Here is a 16,895-nt window from a genome sequence, read left to right as displayed (position 1 = left end):
GACCCTATGGCGAACGAAGGCCCCGTCGCACCCCGCATCCGCCTGAACCAAACCCAGGTCAACCGCGTCTGCGACCGCCATATGGCCTATCTGGCCGGGCGCTCGGGCGGGGCACGCATGAACCTGCCCTTCTTCGATCTGTCCGGCATCGATTTCAGCCGCCGCAACCTGACCAACGCCAACCTGTCCGGCGCCGTGCTGCGCGGAGCCATCTTCATCAGCGCCACGCTGGATTATGCCGACCTGTTCGGCTGCGACCTGCGCGAGGCGAATCTCACCGATGCCCAGCTGATCCGCACCGACCTGCGGGCGGCCAATCTGCGCGGCGCCCTGCTGCGCGGGGCCCGCATGATGGAATGCGACCTGCGTGACGGTGCCCGCTCCGCCGCCGGACGCACCGATTTCCGGGTACTGGGCATCGAGATCGGCCCGGCCGATCTCAGCGCCACCGTGCTGTCCGGGGCCGATCTGACCCGGGCCCGCCTGTCCGGCAGCCACGCCCAGGGCGCCGATTTCAGCGGCGCCCGCATGTCCTCGGCCCGGCTGGTGCATACCGATCTGCGCGGGGCCAATCTGGCGGGGGCCGACCTGGAAGGCGCCGATCTCAGCGGCAGCGACCTGCGCGGGGCCGACCTGACCAACACCCGCATCGATGACGCCGCCCTGGCCAGCGCCATCCGCAGCGATGCCGACCTGGCCCGCCATGCCGACGACGATGACGATGCCGACGAGGTGGCCGCGGCCCAGACACCGTTCCTGGCCCGGCCCGATGCCGACACTCTGGCCGGGCTGCTGGACCGGCATGCCCGCTGGGTCGGCAGCGGCGGCAAGGACGGGGAACAGCTGGATATCAGCGGGCTGGATCTCGGCGGCCAGGATCTGGCCGGACGGGTGCTGACCCTGATCAAGGCCGTGGGCACCATTCTGCGTGGGGCCGACCTGCGCGGGACCCAGTTGCAGGCGGCCAATCTGGCCGGGGCCGATCTGCGCTCGGCCGATCTGCGGCTGGCCGACCTGCGCGGCGCCATTCTCGACCGGGCCAATCTCATCGATGCCAATTTCGGCAAGGCCAACCTGTCCCCGCTGGTGACCAACCGCGGCAGCCATATCCGCACCTCGCTGGTGCGCGTGCGCGCCGCCGGGGCCGTACTGACCGATGCAGTCCTGACTGGAGCCGACCTGACCCAGGCGGATCTGACCGGGGCTGACCGCCAGGGGGCCGACTTCACCGACGCCCAGATGGAGGGCGTGCGGATCTGACCCGGGGTTCAGCGGCGGAACCAGCCCCCGCTCTCCGCCTCAAGTGTGGCGGCGTCGTGGACCCTGCCAGCCGCCGCGGCCACCGTCAGGGCCCGGAACAGGCGCTGCTGCCCACGGTCCAGCAGCAGGAACTCCGGGTGCCACTGCACCCCGACCAGGAAGGGGCCGTCCGGCACCTCGATGGCCTGGACGATGCCCCAGAGGTCCCGCGCCGCCACCTGCACGCCACGGCCCAGCCGGGCGACCGACTGGTGATGCAGGGCATTGACCCGCAGCGCCGAGGTGCCGAGGATGGCCTGGAGCCGGGTGCGGGGTTCCACCCGCACATCCTTGCGCGGCAGCACGGTGCGCAGGCGCGGCGCCGCCACATAGACGGCATGGATGTCGGTATGCAGCGTGCCGCCGCGATGGACGTTGATCATCTGGCTGCCGCGGCAGATGCCCAGCACCGGCCGGCAGCAGCGTTCGGCCCAGTCCAGGGCGGCCAGTTCCAGCTCGTCCCGGTTGGGGTCGATCTTCACCATCGGCTCGATCTCCGATCCGTAGCGGGCGGGCTCGATGTCGTCGCCCCCCCCCACCACCAGCCCGTCCAGCCGATCGAAGCGCGGCACCTCCTCCGCCGTCAGGCGCACGGCCTCAGCCCCGGCCCGGCGCAGGGCCAGCCGGTTGAACAGCCAGGGGATCCGGCTGCCGCGGGCCGACGCGGTCACGCCGATCAGGGGGCGCTTGCCCATCACTGTCCCCCCTTTCAGGCCGGCGGCAGCCAGCGGCCGACCACGCGGGACCAGTCCTCCAGCACATCGGCGTCCTGGCAGTCGCGCCAAAGCTGGCCCAACTCATCCAGGGCCCAGCGGTCAATGGCCAGCTGCTCCACCCGCACCCAGCGGTTCCAGTCCGGGAGGATCGACCAGCCGGGCACGCCCACCCGGCTGTCGGGCAGACGCCAATGCCAGGTCGGCCGGGGTTTGACATGAGGATTGGCCTTGGATGTATGCAGGAGCTGCGGCAGTAGATGCGTCAGCAGCGGCCACAGATCCAGCTCGCGGTTACGGCTGGGATTGAAGCGGACATAGTCGCGGGCCAGGTCCTCCAGGGAGGGGCGGTATTCCGGGTCCAGCACCAGCCGCACATACTCCGGCGGGAAAGGATGCACGAAGGGGGCGAGGCGACGGGCAAGATCGATCTCCATCTCCTGGCGCAGCCAGGGGGAGAGCAGCAAATAGGCCTTCAGCGTGTCCAGCACATGATCGGGGTCGCGGCGCGCCAGTTCCGGGTTGAAGTGAAGGCCGAAGGCATAGAAGACCTTGCCTTCCGTTCCCTTGGCACCGCAGCGGCGCAAGGCGTCCACCAGCCGGTCCAGCTCCGCCAGCCGCTCCACCGGCAGGGGTGGACAGGCGATCTCATAGGGCAGCACGAGCGCGCCCACTTCCCCCACAGCAGCCCGCAGCTTGGCTTCCAGCATGTCCAGCGGCGTCAGCGTCCCCGCGGGCCGATGCTCGGGATGGGCGAACAGCATGTCCAGCGCCACTATGAAATCGCCCAACGCCGTGTCGCGCACGGCGATGCGATGTTCATGCTCCCGATCGAGCCGGCCGCCGAACAGATCCCGGATCAGCCCGGCCGCCCGGTCCGGGGCAAGACAGGCAAACTCCAGCTCCACACCGCACCGGCGCGGGGCCCCGTCGCGGCGGTCGAGATCCGGCAGGGGCAGGGTGTCGCTTGGCATGGCCGCTCCAACAGGCATTGCGCGGGACAGGGCGCCCCGTCCGGGTCCCCGCTGTCGAGGACAACGGCGCGCGTGCAGGAATGGCGCGGGGAACGGGGTCAGGGTCCGCAACGCAGAAGAGGCACGCCGGTTCCCGCCGGCCGGGCGGCGGGGAACCCCACCGGCCCCGTCCTGTTGGGCTTCCACGTTCCACCGTTATGTGATGCCCATGCAGACGCCCTTGAAGATCGCCTATCACAATATGGAACCGTCAGAAGCGGTGGAAACCGCCATCCGGGAGCGGTTCGACAAGCTGGCCAAACTGTATGACCGGATGACCGCCTGCCGCGTCTCGGTCGAGGCCCTGCACCGGCAGCACCGGACCGGCAATGTCTATGATGTCCATGTCGTCATGGTTCTGCCGGGCCGGGAACTGGCCGTCAGCCGCCAGCCCCAGGAGGCGCAGGAGAAATACGCCAACCCCGATGTCTATACCTCGATCCGCGATGCCTTCGCCGCGGCGGAACGTCAGCTGAAATCCTTCAAGACCCAGCAGCGCGGCGAGGTGAAACGTCACGACATGGATGTACAGGGCCAGATCACGCAGCTGGCAGAGGATCACGGCTTCCTGCTGACCAACACCGGCGGCCTGCTCTATTTCCACCGCAACAGCGTCATCGGGGGCAACTTCGACGACTTCACGCCCGGCACCAAGGTCCACTATGTCGAGGCCATGGGAGATACCGGCCCCACAGCCTCCAAGGTCTGGGTCGATGTGGACGGGGACAGCCGCCGCGATATCAATGATCTCGACCTGGAATCCGGTGGGGAGAGCGGGGCGGAGGCGGTGTCCTGACGCCCGCCGACGGCGGATAAGGAGGCACGGATGGCAGAAACCCCTTGGGCCGGACGCGACGGCTCCCCGCCGGCCGGGCGCGACGGCGATGGCGGGCAGGTCCCCTCTCCCGGCGCCCGGGCGCAGCAGGCCCGCAGCCTCCACGATCATGGCCGCTACAGCGACAAGATCCCGGTCAACGATCCCGCCATGTCGCCGTTGGGCACCGACAGCGAGGCTGCGGGCCAGTCAGTGCCGGAAGGGGCGCAGGAAACCGTGTCACCCACGGCCTCCCCCGAGGCGACGGCGGCGATGGATGCCCCCGCGGCCAACAACCGCCGTCCCGCCGGTCATGCCCGGGGAGAGGTGCCGCGCGGAGCGACCCCCTGGATCTGGGTCCTGGGCAGCCTACTGTTGATCCTGGGCGCCGGACTGGCGGCGCTGGCGGCCCTGGACTGAGGTGGCGCGCGGGACGCACGGGCCCCAAACGAAAAGGCCCATACGAAAAGGGCGGCCCCGCGGGACCGCCCTTCGCCGTCGATACGGGAACGGGATCAGTTCGACGCCTTGCCCGGCTTGTCGATCAGCTGCTGGCGCAGATAGATGCCCTGCAGGGCGGTCACCTCGGCCCGCTGCTTCAAATTGGCGGCAGCGGAATGACCGCCTTCGATATTCTCGAAATAGATCACGGGATGGCCCTGCTCCTCCAGCCGCGCCACGAACTTACGGGCATGGCCGGGATGGACGCGATCGTCCTTGGTCGAGGTGTAGACGAAGGCCTCGGGATAGGTCACGTCCTTGCGGACGTTCTGATAGGGGCTGTACTTCTCGATCCAGGCCCGCTCGGCCGGGATGTCGGGATTGCCGTACTCGCCCATCCAAGAGGCGCCGGCCAGCAGCTTGTGATAGCGCAGCATGTCCAGCAGCGGCACGGCGACGATGGCGGCCCCCAGCAGGTCGGGCCGCTGGGTCATGACGGTGCCGGTCAGCAGCCCGCCGTTGGAGCCGCCCTGAATGCCCAGCCGGGCCGGACGGGTGACCTTGGTCTTGATCAGGTCCTCGGCCACCGCGGCGAAATCGTCGAAGGCGCGCTGACGGTTCTCCTTCAGGGCCGCCTGATGCCAGCGCGGGCCGAACTCACCGCCGCCGCGGATATTGGCCACCACATAGACGCCCCCATCCTGCAGCCAGCTCTTGGCCAGCGGCCCCAGATAGCCGGGGGTCATGGCAATCTCGAACCCGCCATAGCCATAGAGCAGGGTGGGATTATCGCCGGTCAGGGCCATCGACTTGGCGTGGACAATGAAGTACGGGACCTTGGTGCCGTCCTTGCTGGTGGCGAAGCGCTGTTCGGTGGTGAAGGGCGCCGCATCGAAGCGGGCCGGCAGCGACTTGATAGCCTCCGGCTTGGCGCCGCCGGCCATGAGGTACAGCGTGTCCGGAACCAGATAGCTGTTGTAGTTCACCAGCACATCGCGGCTGTAGGCATCGGTGGAGACGATGCTCACGGCACCGTTGGCCGGCATCTCCACGGTCGCCACGCTCCAGCCGCCGCCCTTGGGCGCGGGCTTGGCCTGAAGCAGCTTGCCCACCACATTGTCCAGCACGCCGAGATAGACGGCATCCTGCGCCACGCGGACCTGCTGGATGGCCGCCGTCTCCGACGGGGCATAGACGGTACTGACGGTCTTGACCGCGCCAGCCGCCAGTTCGGCCAACGGCACCGCCACTAGGCTGCCCTTGGTGAAGGTCTTCCCGACCACGCTCCAATCATCGCGCAGGCCGATCAGCAACTGCCCATCCAGCATGCCGTTCAGTTCGATGGCCTGGGGCAGCGGCAGCTTGGTGACCTTGCCGTCCTTGCCCAGCAGCGACCATTCCTCGGTGAAGAAGTCCGGGCCGCGGTTCAACAGCAGCGTGGTGCCCTCGGGCCGATGGATGGCCAGCGGCCGGCCCCAGACGTCGGTCTTGGCCACGTTCAGCACGATGGGCGCCTTGGCCAGATCGGTTCCGCGCTTCCACAGCCGCACCTGACGGGCATAGCCGCTGTCGGTCATGGTGTCCGGGCCGAAATCGGTGGCCACCATCAGCGTGTCGGCATCGGCCCAGTCCACGGTCTGCTTGGATTCCGGCAGTTGGAAGCCGTCCTTGACCCAGGCCTTCTTCTCCACGTCGTACTCGCGCACCACCACGGCGTCCTTGCCGCCGCGCGACAGGTTCACCAGACAGCGGGTCCCGGCCGGAGGCAGGCAGTTGTGGCCCTTGTAGACCCAGTTCTCGTTCTCGGCCTTGGCCAGGGCGTCGATGTCCAGGATGACGTCCCACTGGGTATCGGGCTTGCGGTAGCCATCAACCGTGGTCCGGCGCCAGACGCCGCGCACATTGGTCTGGTCCTGCCAGAAATTATCGACCTTGCCGCCTTCCAGCGATCCGTAGGCGATACGGTCGCGGGCGGTCAGGATCTTCTCGGCATCGGCCCGCAGCGGCTCGAAGCGAGGATCGGTCTTCAACCGGGAAAAGCTGGTCTCGTTGTGCTGCTTGGCCCAGTCGATGGCCTTGGCGCCCTCCACCTCCTCCAGCCAGAGATAGGGGTCGTTCTCCGTCGCCTGGATGGCAGCCGGGGCCTTCGTCTCTGCCATCGCGGGCACTCCCGTCAGGGCGGTTGCGGCCAGGGCCGCCATCACCAGCTTCCGATAGACCATGAACCGTGTTTCCTCTTCCCATTGGGGGGCCGATCGGACCCGCAAGGGGACATGATCTACCATCCCCATCCACGGGGGCGGAAGCCGGCGTAACCGTTCAGAAACAATCCGCCGATGGACCCGGCACGGCGACAGAACTGAACGCCGCCGGCCGATCCTGACCAAAGACCGCGTTCATGACGGGATGTCGGGACAATCGACACCGGCCGGCACATCCATATGCCGGCACCACCTTCGCTTTTCTTCATAGAAAATCAAATATATATTCAGTTAAATCTCTCGCGCCACTTTATTTGAACGTTTTCTATTTGATGCTACATCTCAATTACAAGTGTATTCATGAATTCTCCCAGTCACTCCGACCCTCTTCAGCAAATACACTTTTAGGACGATTTTTTTATTGAAATTCAATTTCAAGTTTTATAAAACCTGGATGCGCACACCCAAAATCAGACGTCTGAGACCGCAATCTGCATGCAGATTTCTCCTGCTAAGAGGAAATCATCATGGCGAGCAACTACAGCGTCCAGATCAATATGAGCCCCAACACGGTGTCTTCGCTGAAGAGCGCCGGATACTCCCTGTATGGCTTCAAGGCAATCAAGACGTCAATCCAAGGCGGCGTTCCCTTGGTCTGGTTTGCCACGAAGAATTATCTGGTCTCCACCAATGTCGGCTGGCAGGAGGATTACCAGGCCTATATCTCCACCACGACGATTGCGCCGAACACGAAGATCGTCTCCAGCAATGCCGCCGGCGTCGATCTCGGAGATACCATGACCGTGGACCCGTCCGGCAATGTGCTGGTGACGACGGACGGCACGCCGGGCGCCATTTCCATCGTCAATGCCAGCTCCGTTCCCTACACCTGCGGCATTTCGCAGGAACAGAACGGCAGCTTCACGCCGATGTGTGCCTTTCCGCTGTTCGGGAACATGCTCGACCAGATGATGCCGGTCGAAAAGGTCCTGTTCATGTTCGCGACCAACCAGGTCGACACCGGTACGGTGATCTACCGGGCCTACAGCCAGGGCCTGACCGTCAACCTGACCGGAACCACCAGCCGGACCGTCTCGTTCGACATCAATACGGGCTGGTCGGCCGATGGCGCGGCCTGGGCCTCCCTGGTCCCGCCGAACGCCGACATGCTGCCGATCCTCATCACCCACTGATAGGCGCGGTCGGCGACCGCCAGCGGCATGGGCGCTCCTTGCCGCTGGCGGATCGGGGGAATCGGGGTGCAAAGCCCCGGGTGTACCGCCGATCCCGACCGGGTGGAGGCGTTGAATGCCCGACCGCACGCTGACCATCGTCATCGACAGTGCAACGCTGACCACCCTGAAAGCCGCCGGCTATACCCTGTACGGGATGGTGGCCGTCAGCAGTTCCAACCAATCCGGCCGGCCGCTGATCGCCCTGAAGACCAAATCCTATCTCACCAGCACATCCGTCACCCTGGAGGCGGCTTGCAGCGTTTACGACTCCACCTCGCCGCTGGCGGCAAACCAGACCGTTACGGTGGCGGTGTCCTGCCCCATCCAGCCCGGCCAGATGGCGACCATCAACACGGATGGCAGCATCAGCCTGTCCACCCTGTCCGGCCTGCCAACCACCATCCTGATCTATAACACCAGCGGAAACGGCCTGACCGTCGGCCTGGGCCGGCCGGTCTGGACAGGGTCACCCACCGCGGCCACGCCCGTGTCCGGCTTCAATGCCGGGGACGGAGAAACCGTCAGCCTGGCCCCCCTCGACCAGCTTTACCTGTTCTTTGCCACCTCGGACTATCGGCTGGGCACGGTGCTGACCACGGCGCTGGGCCAGGGCATTCTGGTCCATCTGGATCAGGCCCCCGCCAATGCCAGCATCAGCTACAGCCAAGCCGGCGGCGGCTGGAGTGCCGGCACGGCCACCTGGGCCGACGTCTATTCCCCCGGAACCGATCTGGTGCAGCTGCTGATCGTCTGGCCAGGCAGCAATGTGCCGAACATGGCCATATTCTACATTCCGGACGAGGGCTGAGAGGCGTCAGCGGGCGTGCCCGCCCCGCAACGGGCATGCCCCGACCCCAGGTCGATCAGTCCGCGAACGCCTCGTCCCAGGTGCCCTTGGTGGCCGCGCGGGAATATTCGGTGGCGCGGTTCTCGAAGAAGTTGGTGTGCTCGATGCCGTTGAGGATGGCATCCATCCAGGGCAGCGGGTTCTTGCCCACATGGTAGACGGCGTCCAGGCCCAGCTGCTCCAGCCGGCGGTCGGCGATATAGCGGATATAGCGCTTCACATCCTCGGCGGTCATCCCCTCGATCGGCCCCATCTCGAAGGCCAGATCGATGAAGGCGTCCTCATGGTGGACGATGGTGGCGCAGGCCTCATGCAGGTCCTGCTTCAGCTGCTCGGTCCAGATCTCCGGGTTCTCGGCCACGAAGGTCTTGAACAGGCGGATGATGGACTGGGTGTGCAGGGTCTCGTCGCGCACCGACCAGGTGACGATCTGGCCCATGCCCTTCAGCTTGTTGTGCCGGGGGAAGTTCATGAGGATGGCGAAGCTGGCAAACAGCTGCAGCCCCTCCGTGAAGGCACCGAACACGGCCAGGGTCTTGGCAATCTCCGTCGGATTGTCGACGGTGAAGCCCTGCATGTAGTCGTACTTGTCCTTCATCTCCTTGTAGCGGAGGAAGGCGGAATACTCGGCCTCGGGCATGCCGATGGTGTCGAGCAGATGGCTGTAGGCCGCGATATGCACCGTCTCCATGGCGGAGAAGGCGGCCAACATCATGCAGACCTCGGTCGGCGTGAACACACGGCTGTAGTGCCGCATGTAGCAGTTGTTCACCTCCACGTCCGCCTGGGTGAAGAAGCGGAAGATCTGGGTGACCAGGTTCTGCTCGGCCGGGGTCAGCTTCTGGCGCCAGTCCTTGACGTCGTCGGCCAACGGCACTTCCTCCGGCAGCCAATGCAGGCGCTGCTGGGTCAACCAGGACTCATAGGCCCAGGGATACCGGAAGGGCTTGTACACCGGATTCGGTGTCATCAAGGCGCAGGCCATGGCACATCACGCTATATCTTGGGGTTGGACGCGGACCTTACCACAACAGGCCGCTGGGGGAAGCCCTTTGGCCTGTGAATCCCGGTGAAAAGATCTGCCACCCCGTCACTCCCCGCGCAAACCCTTCAGCAGTCGCATCTGCCGCTCGACCACCTCGTCCAGGCTCAGGCGTCCGTCGCGATTCGCATCGAACTGGGCAAAACGGCGTTCGGCCTGGGCCCGCATCTCCGCAAGCGAAACGCGGAAATCGGCGTTGGTGTCGGCGGACATCACGGGATCGACGGCGACGCGCGGCTGCACCCCGCGCCGCGCCGACTCGGTTGCCGCAGCCTCCATCTGCTCCGGCCCCACCACCAGATGATCGGGGCGCAGACGCGAACTGGGTTTCGGCGGCGGCGCGCGGTTGGGCGACTCCATCCGCATCTGCGTCAGCTCGAGCGAGGTGATCAGACCGTCGCCATCCCGGTCGAAGGCGGCGAAGCTGCGGTCGGCATCGGCCAGGAACTCGGCCTTATCCAGGAAACCGTCGCCGTTGCTGTCGCTGCGGTGGAACCAGTCCACCAGCGCCTGACGGAATCGATCCGGATCGGCCGTGGGCGGCGCCAGCAACTCGCCCGAAGGGCTGACAGCCTGATAGCGCAGCGGCACCGGGCCGGGCCGGCTGGAGCAGGCGGACAGAAGGCCAAGGCAGATGGACAGGGACAGCAGAGCGGGCAGGCGCATGAAGACATCCGGGCGGCAGGAACAGACCCGGCACAGCACGGCCGCTTGCCCGCCCGCTGTCAAGCCCGGATCGGCGCGGCCTGCACCCCGGGGGCGGGTCGAACCGGGATTGCGACGGTCAGAAGCCGCCGCGCCCACCGCCCCGTCCTCCACCTGGGCCACCTGGGCCACCGCCGGGGCCACCGCCATGACGTCCGCCACCGGGCGCACGCGCCGCCGCCGCTCTGCTCCATGCCTCCACCTCGGCCAGATCGACAGAGCCATCCTGGTTGCCGTCCATCTCCTGCATCCGGCGCAGCACATCCTGCTGCATCTCGATCAGGGTCACGCGGAAATCCAGGTTGCGGTCGGCGGACATCACCGGATCCACCCCGCCCCCCATGCCGCCGCCCATGACCCCGCCGGGCGCATCGCCTGGGCCACGGCCGCGCGGACGGCTGCCGTCGGCCTTCTCACCGTCCCTGTCTCCGGGCGCATCATCGACTGGCGCGCCCTCCGGCAGCGTCCCGTCCGGCGGGGCCGCCGCGACCCGGCGCAGCGCATCCCGTTGCTGGCGGCGCGCCTCTTCCAACTCGCGGGAATTCACCGCACCGTCGCCGTCGGCGTCCAGGGTCTTGAAGAAGCGGGCGGCATCGGCCTGCAACTCCGCCGTATCCAACCGCCCATCACTGTTGGCATCGGCGGCCTTGAACCAGGCGGCCAGGGCCTCGGCCGCCGGGCGGCCCGGCAGCCCCAGACGTTCACCGGCCGGACTGATCGCCATCATCATCGGCCGCGGATGCGGCGGCCCCCGTTCGGGATCGCTGGCACAGGCCGGCAGCAGGGCCAGGCTGGAGAGGGCGGCCACAAGCAGGGGAAGACGCATGATCGGTCCGGACCGGTGAATGTCTGGACCTTACACGCCCACGATCCGACATCCCTGTCGGATGGGATCAGACCAGCCGGCACGGCCAAGCGGATGACCCGGACCTGCTCGGGACAGCCCTGCTGCTACCGCGTCCGGGCCCAGAGACCGGCCATGGTGCACGCCAGATCGTTGGCGATGCCGTCCTGCCGGACCGGACACGCCGAGATCATGCGGGCGACGGCAATATAATTAGAATTCAAATAAAAACTCCCGCCCGGCAAGCCGGACGGGAGTTCAGCGGCACCGGAAAGACGCCCCTACTGGCAGGCGAGGCATTCCTCGTACTTGGCCGGCTCGGCCGGGGCCGGGGCCTTGGCCAGATCCTTGGTCACATCGCTCTCGGCGCGCTGCACCGACAGCGAGCGCAGGTAATAGAGGCTTTTCACGCCCTTCTTCCAGGCCATGAAATGGATCTGGTGCAGGTCGCGCTTATGCACGTCGGCCGGCAGGAAGATGTTCAGCGACTGGGCTTGGCAGATGAAGGGCGTGCGATCGGCCGCGTGCTCGACCAGCCAGCGCTGGTCCAGCTCGAAGGCGGTCTTGAACACGTCCTTCTCGTCCTGGCTGAGGAAATCCAGATGCTGCACCGAACCGCCGTTCAGGGTGATGCTGGACCAGGTGTCCTCGTCATTGCGACCGTAGGTTTCCAGCAGCTTGGCCAGGTACGGGTTGCGCACCGAGCGGCTGCCCGACAGCGTCTTGTGGGTGAAGGCATTGGCCGCCACCGGCTCGATGCCCGGCGAGGCGCCGCCGCAGATGATGGAGATGCTGGCCGTCGGCGCGATGGCGATCTTGTTGGAGAAGCGCTCCATGATGCCGTATTCCGCGGCATCCGGGCAGGCACCCCGCTCATGCGCCAGCTTCACCGAGGCGGCGTCGGCCTGGCGCTTGATGTGGGCGAACATGCGCTTGTTCCACACCTTGGCCATGACACCCTCCAGCGGGATCATCTGGCTCTGCAGGAAGCTGTGATAGCCCATGACACCCAGGCCGACTGAGCGCTCGCGCATGGCCGAGTATTTGGCCCGGGCCATGTCATCTGGCGCCTTCCTGATGAAGTCGGTCATGACATTATCGAGGAAGCGCAGCGTATCCTCAATGAAGGTCGGATGATCCTGCCATTCCAGGAAATATTCCAGGTTCAGCGAGGACAGGCAGCAGACCGCCGTGCGCTGCTGGCCCCAGGGGTCCATGCCGGTGGGCAGCGTGATCTCGCTGCACAGGTTCGACATCTTCACATTCAGGCCGGCCAGCTTGTGATGCTCGGGGATGGCCTTGTTGACGTGGTCGATGAACAGCAGATAGGGCTCGCCCGTCTCCACCCGCGCCGTCAGGATGCGGATCCACAGCTGGCGGGCCGAGATGCGGCGCAGCACCGTGCCGTCCTTGGGGCTGGTCAGCGCCCATTCCTCGTCATTCTCCACGGCGCGCATGAAGGCGTCGGGAATGGCGATGCCATGGTGCAGGTTTAGCGCCTTGCGGTTGGGATCGCCGCCGGTGGGGCGGCGCATCTCGATGAATTCCTCGATCTCGGGATGGGAGACCGGCAGGTAGCAGGCGGCCGAGCCGCGGCGCAGACTGCCCTGGGAGATGGCCAGGGTCAGGCTGTCCATGACACGGATGAAGGGGATGACGCCGGAGGTCTTGCCGTTGCCCTTCACCCTCTCACCGATGGACCGCAGATTGCCCCAGTAGCTGCCGATGCCGCCGCCCTTGGCCGCCAGCCACACATTCTCGTTCCACAGGCCGACGATGCCTTCCAGGCTGTCGCTGGCTTCGTTCAGGAAGCAGGAGATGGGCAGGCCGCGGTCTGTACCGCCGTTGGACAGGACCGGCGTGGCCGGCATGAACCACAGGCGCGAGATATAGTCGTACAGACGCTGGGCATGGGCCTGGTCGTCGGCATAGTAGCTGGCGACGCGCGCGAACAGATCCTGGTAGGACTCGCCGGGCAGCAGATAGCGGTCCTTCAGCGTCTCCTTGCCGAAGTCCGTCAGCAGCTCGTCCCGCGAACGGTCCACAACGACCGCCGGGTGCTTGGCGAACTGCACCTGACCGAACACGTCGCCACCCTGCGGGACCCACTCGTTGACATCACCGTCGCGCATCACTTATCCCCGTAATCCCCAGATCACCCACAGCATGGTCGCTGTGGATAACAATGCGTTGACCCCAAGATGTAGCGGCAACGGTCGGCGATGGTACCAGATGTCGCCCCCCTCACAAGTCCATTTTTTCCGTCCATTGCGTGAGGGAACTGTTGACATCGCGAAGCCGCGGGTTTGCGCCACCACCGCCGGCCGATACGGCCGCCGCCCACAGGGACTGGCGGGAATCGGCCGTCCGCGCGGTCTCCGGCGCGGACCTCATCCCCATCAGGACCAACGGTGCCGCGGGAGGTCCGGCCCGCATTTTCCCTGACGCACCTCTGCCATCACCACAAGATCTGGGGGGCGAGCGATCCGTTGGGGGAGCGGCGCCGACCCTTGCCCGGCGCGCAGCGGACGCGCTATTCCTGAAGGGTGCCCGTCCGGCCGAGGATATCCCCCCATGTTCATCGGATGCTCGAACCTGATCCCCCGGAATCCGCCGGCGCTGCACCAGGGGGTGGCCGTGGCCGATGTGGATGGGGACGGCCAGGACGAGGTGCTGGTGGCCGGCCAGGGCGGCCCGAACCGGTTGCTGAAATGGGACGGGCAGACGCTGGTGGATGTGGCCGATCCGCTGCTGGCCGATGACGGACGCCCGGCCCTGGCCCTGGTCTGTGCCGACCTGGACGGCGATGGCCGCGAGGAGGTCTATGTCCAGAACCAGGGAAATGGTACCGGCCGCAGTCCGGACCGGCTGCTGGCCTGCTTCGGCCGCCGCTGGATCGACCTGCTGGCCCAACCCGACAATTTCGCCCTGGCGGCCGGGCCGGCGGGGCACGGCCTGGCCGTGGTCGACCGCCTTGGCAGCGGCCGCTATGGATTCGTCATCGGCACGCCGGGCCTGCGCCTGCTGGAGCTGAACGCCCGCGGCGCCCTGGCCGATCTGGCCGAGGATGCCGGACTGGATGCCGTCACCGGCGTACAGGCGCTGCTGGCGGCACCGCTGCTGGGGGACGGGCCGGATATCCTGGTGGGCGGCGATGGCGGCCCCACCCTGCTCTACCGCAATCTCGGCTATGGCAGCTTCGAGGAGATCGGCGCCGCCCGCGGCCTGTCCGATCCCGGCACCCAGCCCCGCGGTCTGGCGCTGCTGGACGAGGACGGCCTGTTCAGCGTCGTCGTCGGCACCCATCGCGGCCGCAACCGGCTGTTCCAGCAGCGGCCCGGCGGCGGCTTCGCCGACATCGCCCCGCCGGAGCTGGCCGCCCCCGGCGCCGTGCGCTCGGTCATCGTCGCCGATTTCGACAATGATGGCTGGGAGGAGATCCTGCTGACCGTGCAGGGGGCGCCGAACCGGCTTTTCGCCTGGCGCGACGAGCGCTGGACACTGGTCGATTGCGGCGATGCCGCTGAGCCGTCCGGCATGAACACCGGAGCCGCCGTGGCGGATCTCGATGGCGACGGGCAGCTGGAACTGATCCTGGCCCACGGCGAGCAGGCGGCGCAGCCGCTCAGCCTGTTCATCGCCGAACCGCGGGGCCACCATTGGTTGCGGGTCCGGCCGCTGACCCGCGCCGGCGCTCCGGCCCGTGGCGCCGTGGTCAGGCTGTGGGCCGGCGGACGCCAGCAGATGCGGGCCATCTGCGGCGGCTCCGGCCATTTCAGCCAGATGGAGCCGGTGGCTCATTTCGGCCTGGGATCGCAGCGGACCGTGGAACGGGTGGAGGTGCGCTGGCCCGACGGCTCCGTGCGCCGGCTGGAGCGGCCCGCTGCCGACCAGCTTCTGTCCGTCCCCTATCCCGGCTGAGGCCGACGGGAATGGTCAGGCGGGCCGGGCCGTTTCCGCCGGGGCAATGGCGACGGCATAGATGCGGGCCCAGACCAGGGCCGTCAGCCCGGTGGACAGGGGATAGGTCACCACCCGGATCAGCTGCATCAGCACGGCATAGAGCGGATCGCCCTGGATCATGTAGGCCACGGCCAGCCCGGTGGGCAGCAGTTCCAGCGGCACCGCCGTCAGCAGCACCGCCAGCAGCGGCGCGAAGCCTCCGCGCCAGCCGCACACCCGCCAGGACAACAGCGGGTCGAAACGCCGGTCCAGCGATAGGGCGGTGATGCCCGGCCCCATGCGGGCCAGGATCAGGCCGGCGGACAGCATGACGCCCAGCAGCACCGGCACCTGTGCCGACAGCGGCACTCCGCCATCGGCCACACCCAGCAGCCCAAGGATCAGTGTCAGCAGCAGGGACAGCACCAGGGCCACCATCACCACACTGCCGAAGAACAGGGCCGTCAGCGTGCCGCCCACCCGCCAGATCCGCCGATCGAGCGGCAGATCCCAGAAGCGGGGCCCGTCATCGCCCAGCAGCAGGAACCGTTGCCAGCGCAGGGTCCACAGACCCCAGCCGAAGACCATGGCCACCATGTTCAGCAGCAGGAACAGGCTGCCGCCCTCCGGCCCCGCCGTCAGCTGCACCAGCCCCAGCAGGGCGAAGATCAGGGCCGGCGCCCCGGCGAAACGGACGGCCCGCCGCGGCTCGGCCAGAACCAGGAGATAGGCTGCCAGCGCTTCGCGCCAGGCATCACGGAAACCCATGGCTGTGCTGTTCCCTGCAGAGCGGATGCAAGGGGACACCGTCCCCGCGCATGCAGATAAGGGGTCCGGCCCGTCGGCGCTATAGGCTCGCGCGGGAAATCAGCGTGACCAGGGCGATGGTCCTCCCGCATCGGGGCCGCCGGGACCCGGATCGGTCGGACCACGGGACTCCGGCACCCCATCGAGCACGGGCGCCAGATGGTCGGCATAGAAGCGGCCGACAACGATGCCCAGGGCCGCCAGCAGGAATGGACCGGCCACCATGTCCAGCAGGCCCACCAGCCCCAGCACCTTATCGGTCGCGGACAGCAGGGCGGCGACGGCGCCCACGATTCCACCCAGCAGCGCCACGACAATGGCAAGGGGCAGGACGCCGACGAGCATGGCGAGAACCAGTACCAGCACGCGCCGCCAGCCCATGGCCCGGAGCACCGCCTCCATGCGCACAGGCCGGTCGATGGCGACGGAGACCAGCACGGGGGTCAGCTTCATCCCCATATAGGCCAACGCCAGCAGCGGCAGGGCCACGGCGGCCACCGACTGCTCCGGCAGGCCGGCCAGCTTGATCACCAGCAGAACCAGGAAGACGGCCAGCGCCACGGCCACGCCGACCAATGCCAGGGCCGCGCCGACGGCCAGGGACCAGCCGATGAAGCGCAGCGGCCTTGCATCGAGGGGGATCGACCACCAGGCCGGGCTGTCATCGCCGAGCACGGCCCAGCGGTACCAGCGGATCTGCTGTCCTGCCGACAGCCACAGGAGCACGGCCAGCAGCGCCAGTACCAGCGGCCAGCGCGCCCAGTTGAAGCCGCCCTCCACGGTCACGGGCATGACCAGCTGGACCAGCATCGCCAGCAGCGACGGCAGCAGGCCGAAGCGCAGCACCCGCCGCCAGTCCTGGACCACGATCCCCAGCGCCTGCCGTCCGCGGCGCCAGCCTTCCCCGAACATACCGCCCCCTTCACACCGGCCGGACATGCCGCGCACTATCGCCGCCAACGGGCATATCCGGCAAGATCGTCCCGGCAGGC

At 67.3% G+C, this 16,895-nt stretch carries 15 protein-coding genes; 6 read left to right on the top strand and 9 right to left on the bottom strand.

Going from position 1 to position 16,895, the window contains the following annotated elements:
- Positions 1–6 precede the first annotated feature (6 nt).
- Positions 7–1,260, top strand: coding sequence for a pentapeptide repeat-containing protein (locus tag DK368_RS04840; protein ID WP_114392492.1), 1,254 nt, complete (start codon positions 7–9; stop codon positions 1,258–1,260).
- An 8-nt stretch (positions 1,261–1,268) separates the two neighbouring features.
- Here DK368_RS04840 and DK368_RS04835 read toward each other — a convergent pair whose 3' ends face one another.
- Both DK368_RS04835 and DK368_RS04830 read right to left on the bottom strand, forming a co-directional pair.
- Positions 1,269–1,994 carry a gamma-glutamyl-gamma-aminobutyrate hydrolase family protein gene (locus DK368_RS04835; RefSeq protein ID WP_114392490.1) on the bottom strand — a complete coding sequence of 242 codons (726 nt, stop codon included), beginning with the start codon at positions 1,992–1,994 and terminating at the stop codon, positions 1,269–1,271.
- Positions 1,995–2,008: 14 nt separating this feature from the next.
- On the bottom strand, positions 2,009–2,986 hold the full coding sequence (locus DK368_RS04830) for an amidoligase family protein (protein WP_162305862.1): 978 nt from the start codon (positions 2,984–2,986) through the stop codon (positions 2,009–2,011).
- Positions 2,987–3,194: 208 nt separating this feature from the next.
- On the opposite strand from DK368_RS04830, the gene DK368_RS04825 reads away from it, so the two are divergent.
- Together DK368_RS04825 and DK368_RS04820 are read left to right on the top strand one after the other, a co-directional pair.
- Positions 3,195–3,821: an HPF/RaiA family ribosome-associated protein gene (locus DK368_RS04825; protein WP_114392486.1), complete on the top strand. Its 627-nt coding sequence runs from the start codon at positions 3,195–3,197 to the stop codon at positions 3,819–3,821.
- 30 nt (positions 3,822–3,851) lie between these two features.
- The gene (locus DK368_RS04820) at positions 3,852–4,259 is read left to right on the top strand and encodes a hypothetical protein (RefSeq protein ID WP_114392484.1); all 408 of its coding nucleotides are present in this window, start codon (positions 3,852–3,854) and stop codon (positions 4,257–4,259) included.
- 95 nt (positions 4,260–4,354) lie between these two features.
- Here the strand turns inward: DK368_RS04820 and DK368_RS04815 are convergent, their stop codons facing one another.
- On the bottom strand, positions 4,355–6,502 hold the full coding sequence (locus DK368_RS04815; protein ID WP_114392482.1) for a prolyl oligopeptidase family serine peptidase: 2,148 nt from the start codon (positions 6,500–6,502) through the stop codon (positions 4,355–4,357).
- Positions 6,503–7,008: 506 nt separating this feature from the next.
- Between DK368_RS04815 and DK368_RS04810 the strand changes: the two genes are divergently transcribed.
- Both DK368_RS04810 and DK368_RS04805 read left to right on the top strand, forming a co-directional pair.
- Positions 7,009–7,674, top strand: a complete 666-nt coding sequence (locus DK368_RS04810) for a hypothetical protein (protein ID WP_114392480.1) — start codon at positions 7,009–7,011, stop codon at positions 7,672–7,674.
- A 115-nt stretch (positions 7,675–7,789) separates the two neighbouring features.
- Positions 7,790–8,524, top strand: coding sequence for a hypothetical protein (locus tag DK368_RS04805; protein ID WP_114392478.1), 735 nt, complete (start codon positions 7,790–7,792; stop codon positions 8,522–8,524).
- A gap of 55 nt (positions 8,525–8,579) precedes the next feature.
- On the opposite strand, the gene DK368_RS04800 is transcribed toward DK368_RS04805, so the two are convergent.
- The 4 genes from DK368_RS04800 to DK368_RS04785 form a co-directional block, all read right to left on the bottom strand.
- Positions 8,580–9,548, bottom strand: a complete 969-nt coding sequence (locus DK368_RS04800; RefSeq protein WP_114392476.1) for a ribonucleotide-diphosphate reductase subunit beta — start codon at positions 9,546–9,548, stop codon at positions 8,580–8,582.
- 105 nt (positions 9,549–9,653) lie between these two features.
- Complete coding sequence (locus DK368_RS04795) at positions 9,654–10,271, bottom strand: EF-hand domain-containing protein (protein WP_162305861.1); 618 nt, start codon at positions 10,269–10,271, stop codon at positions 9,654–9,656.
- 118 nt (positions 10,272–10,389) lie between these two features.
- On the bottom strand, positions 10,390–11,136 hold the full coding sequence (locus DK368_RS04790) for a hypothetical protein (RefSeq protein WP_114392472.1): 747 nt from the start codon (positions 11,134–11,136) through the stop codon (positions 10,390–10,392).
- A 299-nt stretch (positions 11,137–11,435) separates the two neighbouring features.
- Positions 11,436–13,286, bottom strand: coding sequence for a ribonucleoside-diphosphate reductase subunit alpha (locus DK368_RS04785; protein WP_114392470.1), 1,851 nt, complete (start codon positions 13,284–13,286; stop codon positions 11,436–11,438).
- Between the two features lie 442 nt (positions 13,287–13,728).
- Between DK368_RS04785 and DK368_RS04780 the strand changes: the two genes are divergently transcribed.
- On the top strand, positions 13,729–15,075 hold the full coding sequence (locus DK368_RS04780) for a CRTAC1 family protein (RefSeq protein WP_114392469.1): 1,347 nt from the start codon (positions 13,729–13,731) through the stop codon (positions 15,073–15,075).
- Between the two features lie 15 nt (positions 15,076–15,090).
- Here DK368_RS04780 and DK368_RS04775 read toward each other — a convergent pair whose 3' ends face one another.
- Both DK368_RS04775 and DK368_RS04770 read right to left on the bottom strand, forming a co-directional pair.
- Positions 15,091–15,864 (bottom strand): hypothetical protein, encoded by a 774-nt coding sequence (locus DK368_RS04775; RefSeq protein ID WP_114392467.1) that lies wholly within the window; start codon positions 15,862–15,864, stop codon positions 15,091–15,093.
- Positions 15,865–15,963: 99 nt separating this feature from the next.
- Positions 15,964–16,815, bottom strand: a complete 852-nt coding sequence (locus tag DK368_RS04770; RefSeq protein ID WP_114392464.1) for a hypothetical protein — start codon at positions 16,813–16,815, stop codon at positions 15,964–15,966.
- Positions 16,816–16,895: the final 80 nt, after the last annotated feature.

The sequence above is a fragment of the Oleisolibacter albus genome, from assembly GCF_003336875.1.
Lineage (GTDB): Bacteria > Pseudomonadota > Alphaproteobacteria > Azospirillales > Azospirillaceae > Niveispirillum > Niveispirillum album.
This window is presented reverse-complemented; position numbering and strand designations above follow the sequence as displayed.

What these genes read in the sequence shown, in the direction of transcription:
- DK368_RS04840 (WP_114392492.1), top strand. Translation starts at nt 7, where the DNA reads ATGGCGAACGAAGGCCCCGTCGCACCCCGCATCCGCCTGAACCAAACC.
- DK368_RS04835 (WP_114392490.1), bottom strand. Translation starts at nt 1,994, where the DNA reads ATGGGCAAGCGCCCCCTGATCGGCGTGACCGCGTCGGCCCGCGGCAGC.
- DK368_RS04830 (WP_162305862.1), bottom strand. Translation starts at nt 2,986, where the DNA reads ATGCCAAGCGACACCCTGCCCCTGCCGGATCTCGACCGCCGCGACGGG.
- DK368_RS04825 (WP_114392486.1), top strand. Translation starts at nt 3,195, where the DNA reads ATGCAGACGCCCTTGAAGATCGCCTATCACAATATGGAACCGTCAGAA.
- DK368_RS04820 (WP_114392484.1), top strand. Translation starts at nt 3,852, where the DNA reads ATGGCAGAAACCCCTTGGGCCGGACGCGACGGCTCCCCGCCGGCCGGG.
- DK368_RS04815 (WP_114392482.1), bottom strand. Translation starts at nt 6,502, where the DNA reads ATGGTCTATCGGAAGCTGGTGATGGCGGCCCTGGCCGCAACCGCCCTG.
- DK368_RS04810 (WP_114392480.1), top strand. Translation starts at nt 7,009, where the DNA reads ATGGCGAGCAACTACAGCGTCCAGATCAATATGAGCCCCAACACGGTG.
- DK368_RS04805 (WP_114392478.1), top strand. Translation starts at nt 7,790, where the DNA reads ATGCCCGACCGCACGCTGACCATCGTCATCGACAGTGCAACGCTGACC.
- DK368_RS04800 (WP_114392476.1), bottom strand. Translation starts at nt 9,548, where the DNA reads ATGGCCTGCGCCTTGATGACACCGAATCCGGTGTACAAGCCCTTCCGG.
- DK368_RS04795 (WP_162305861.1), bottom strand. Translation starts at nt 10,271, where the DNA reads ATGCGCCTGCCCGCTCTGCTGTCCCTGTCCATCTGCCTTGGCCTTCTG.
- DK368_RS04790 (WP_114392472.1), bottom strand. Translation starts at nt 11,136, where the DNA reads ATGCGTCTTCCCCTGCTTGTGGCCGCCCTCTCCAGCCTGGCCCTGCTG.
- DK368_RS04785 (WP_114392470.1), bottom strand. Translation starts at nt 13,286, where the DNA reads ATGCGCGACGGTGATGTCAACGAGTGGGTCCCGCAGGGTGGCGACGTG.
- DK368_RS04780 (WP_114392469.1), top strand. Translation starts at nt 13,729, where the DNA reads ATGTTCATCGGATGCTCGAACCTGATCCCCCGGAATCCGCCGGCGCTG.
- DK368_RS04775 (WP_114392467.1), bottom strand. Translation starts at nt 15,864, where the DNA reads ATGGGTTTCCGTGATGCCTGGCGCGAAGCGCTGGCAGCCTATCTCCTG.
- DK368_RS04770 (WP_114392464.1), bottom strand. Translation starts at nt 16,815, where the DNA reads ATGTTCGGGGAAGGCTGGCGCCGCGGACGGCAGGCGCTGGGGATCGTG.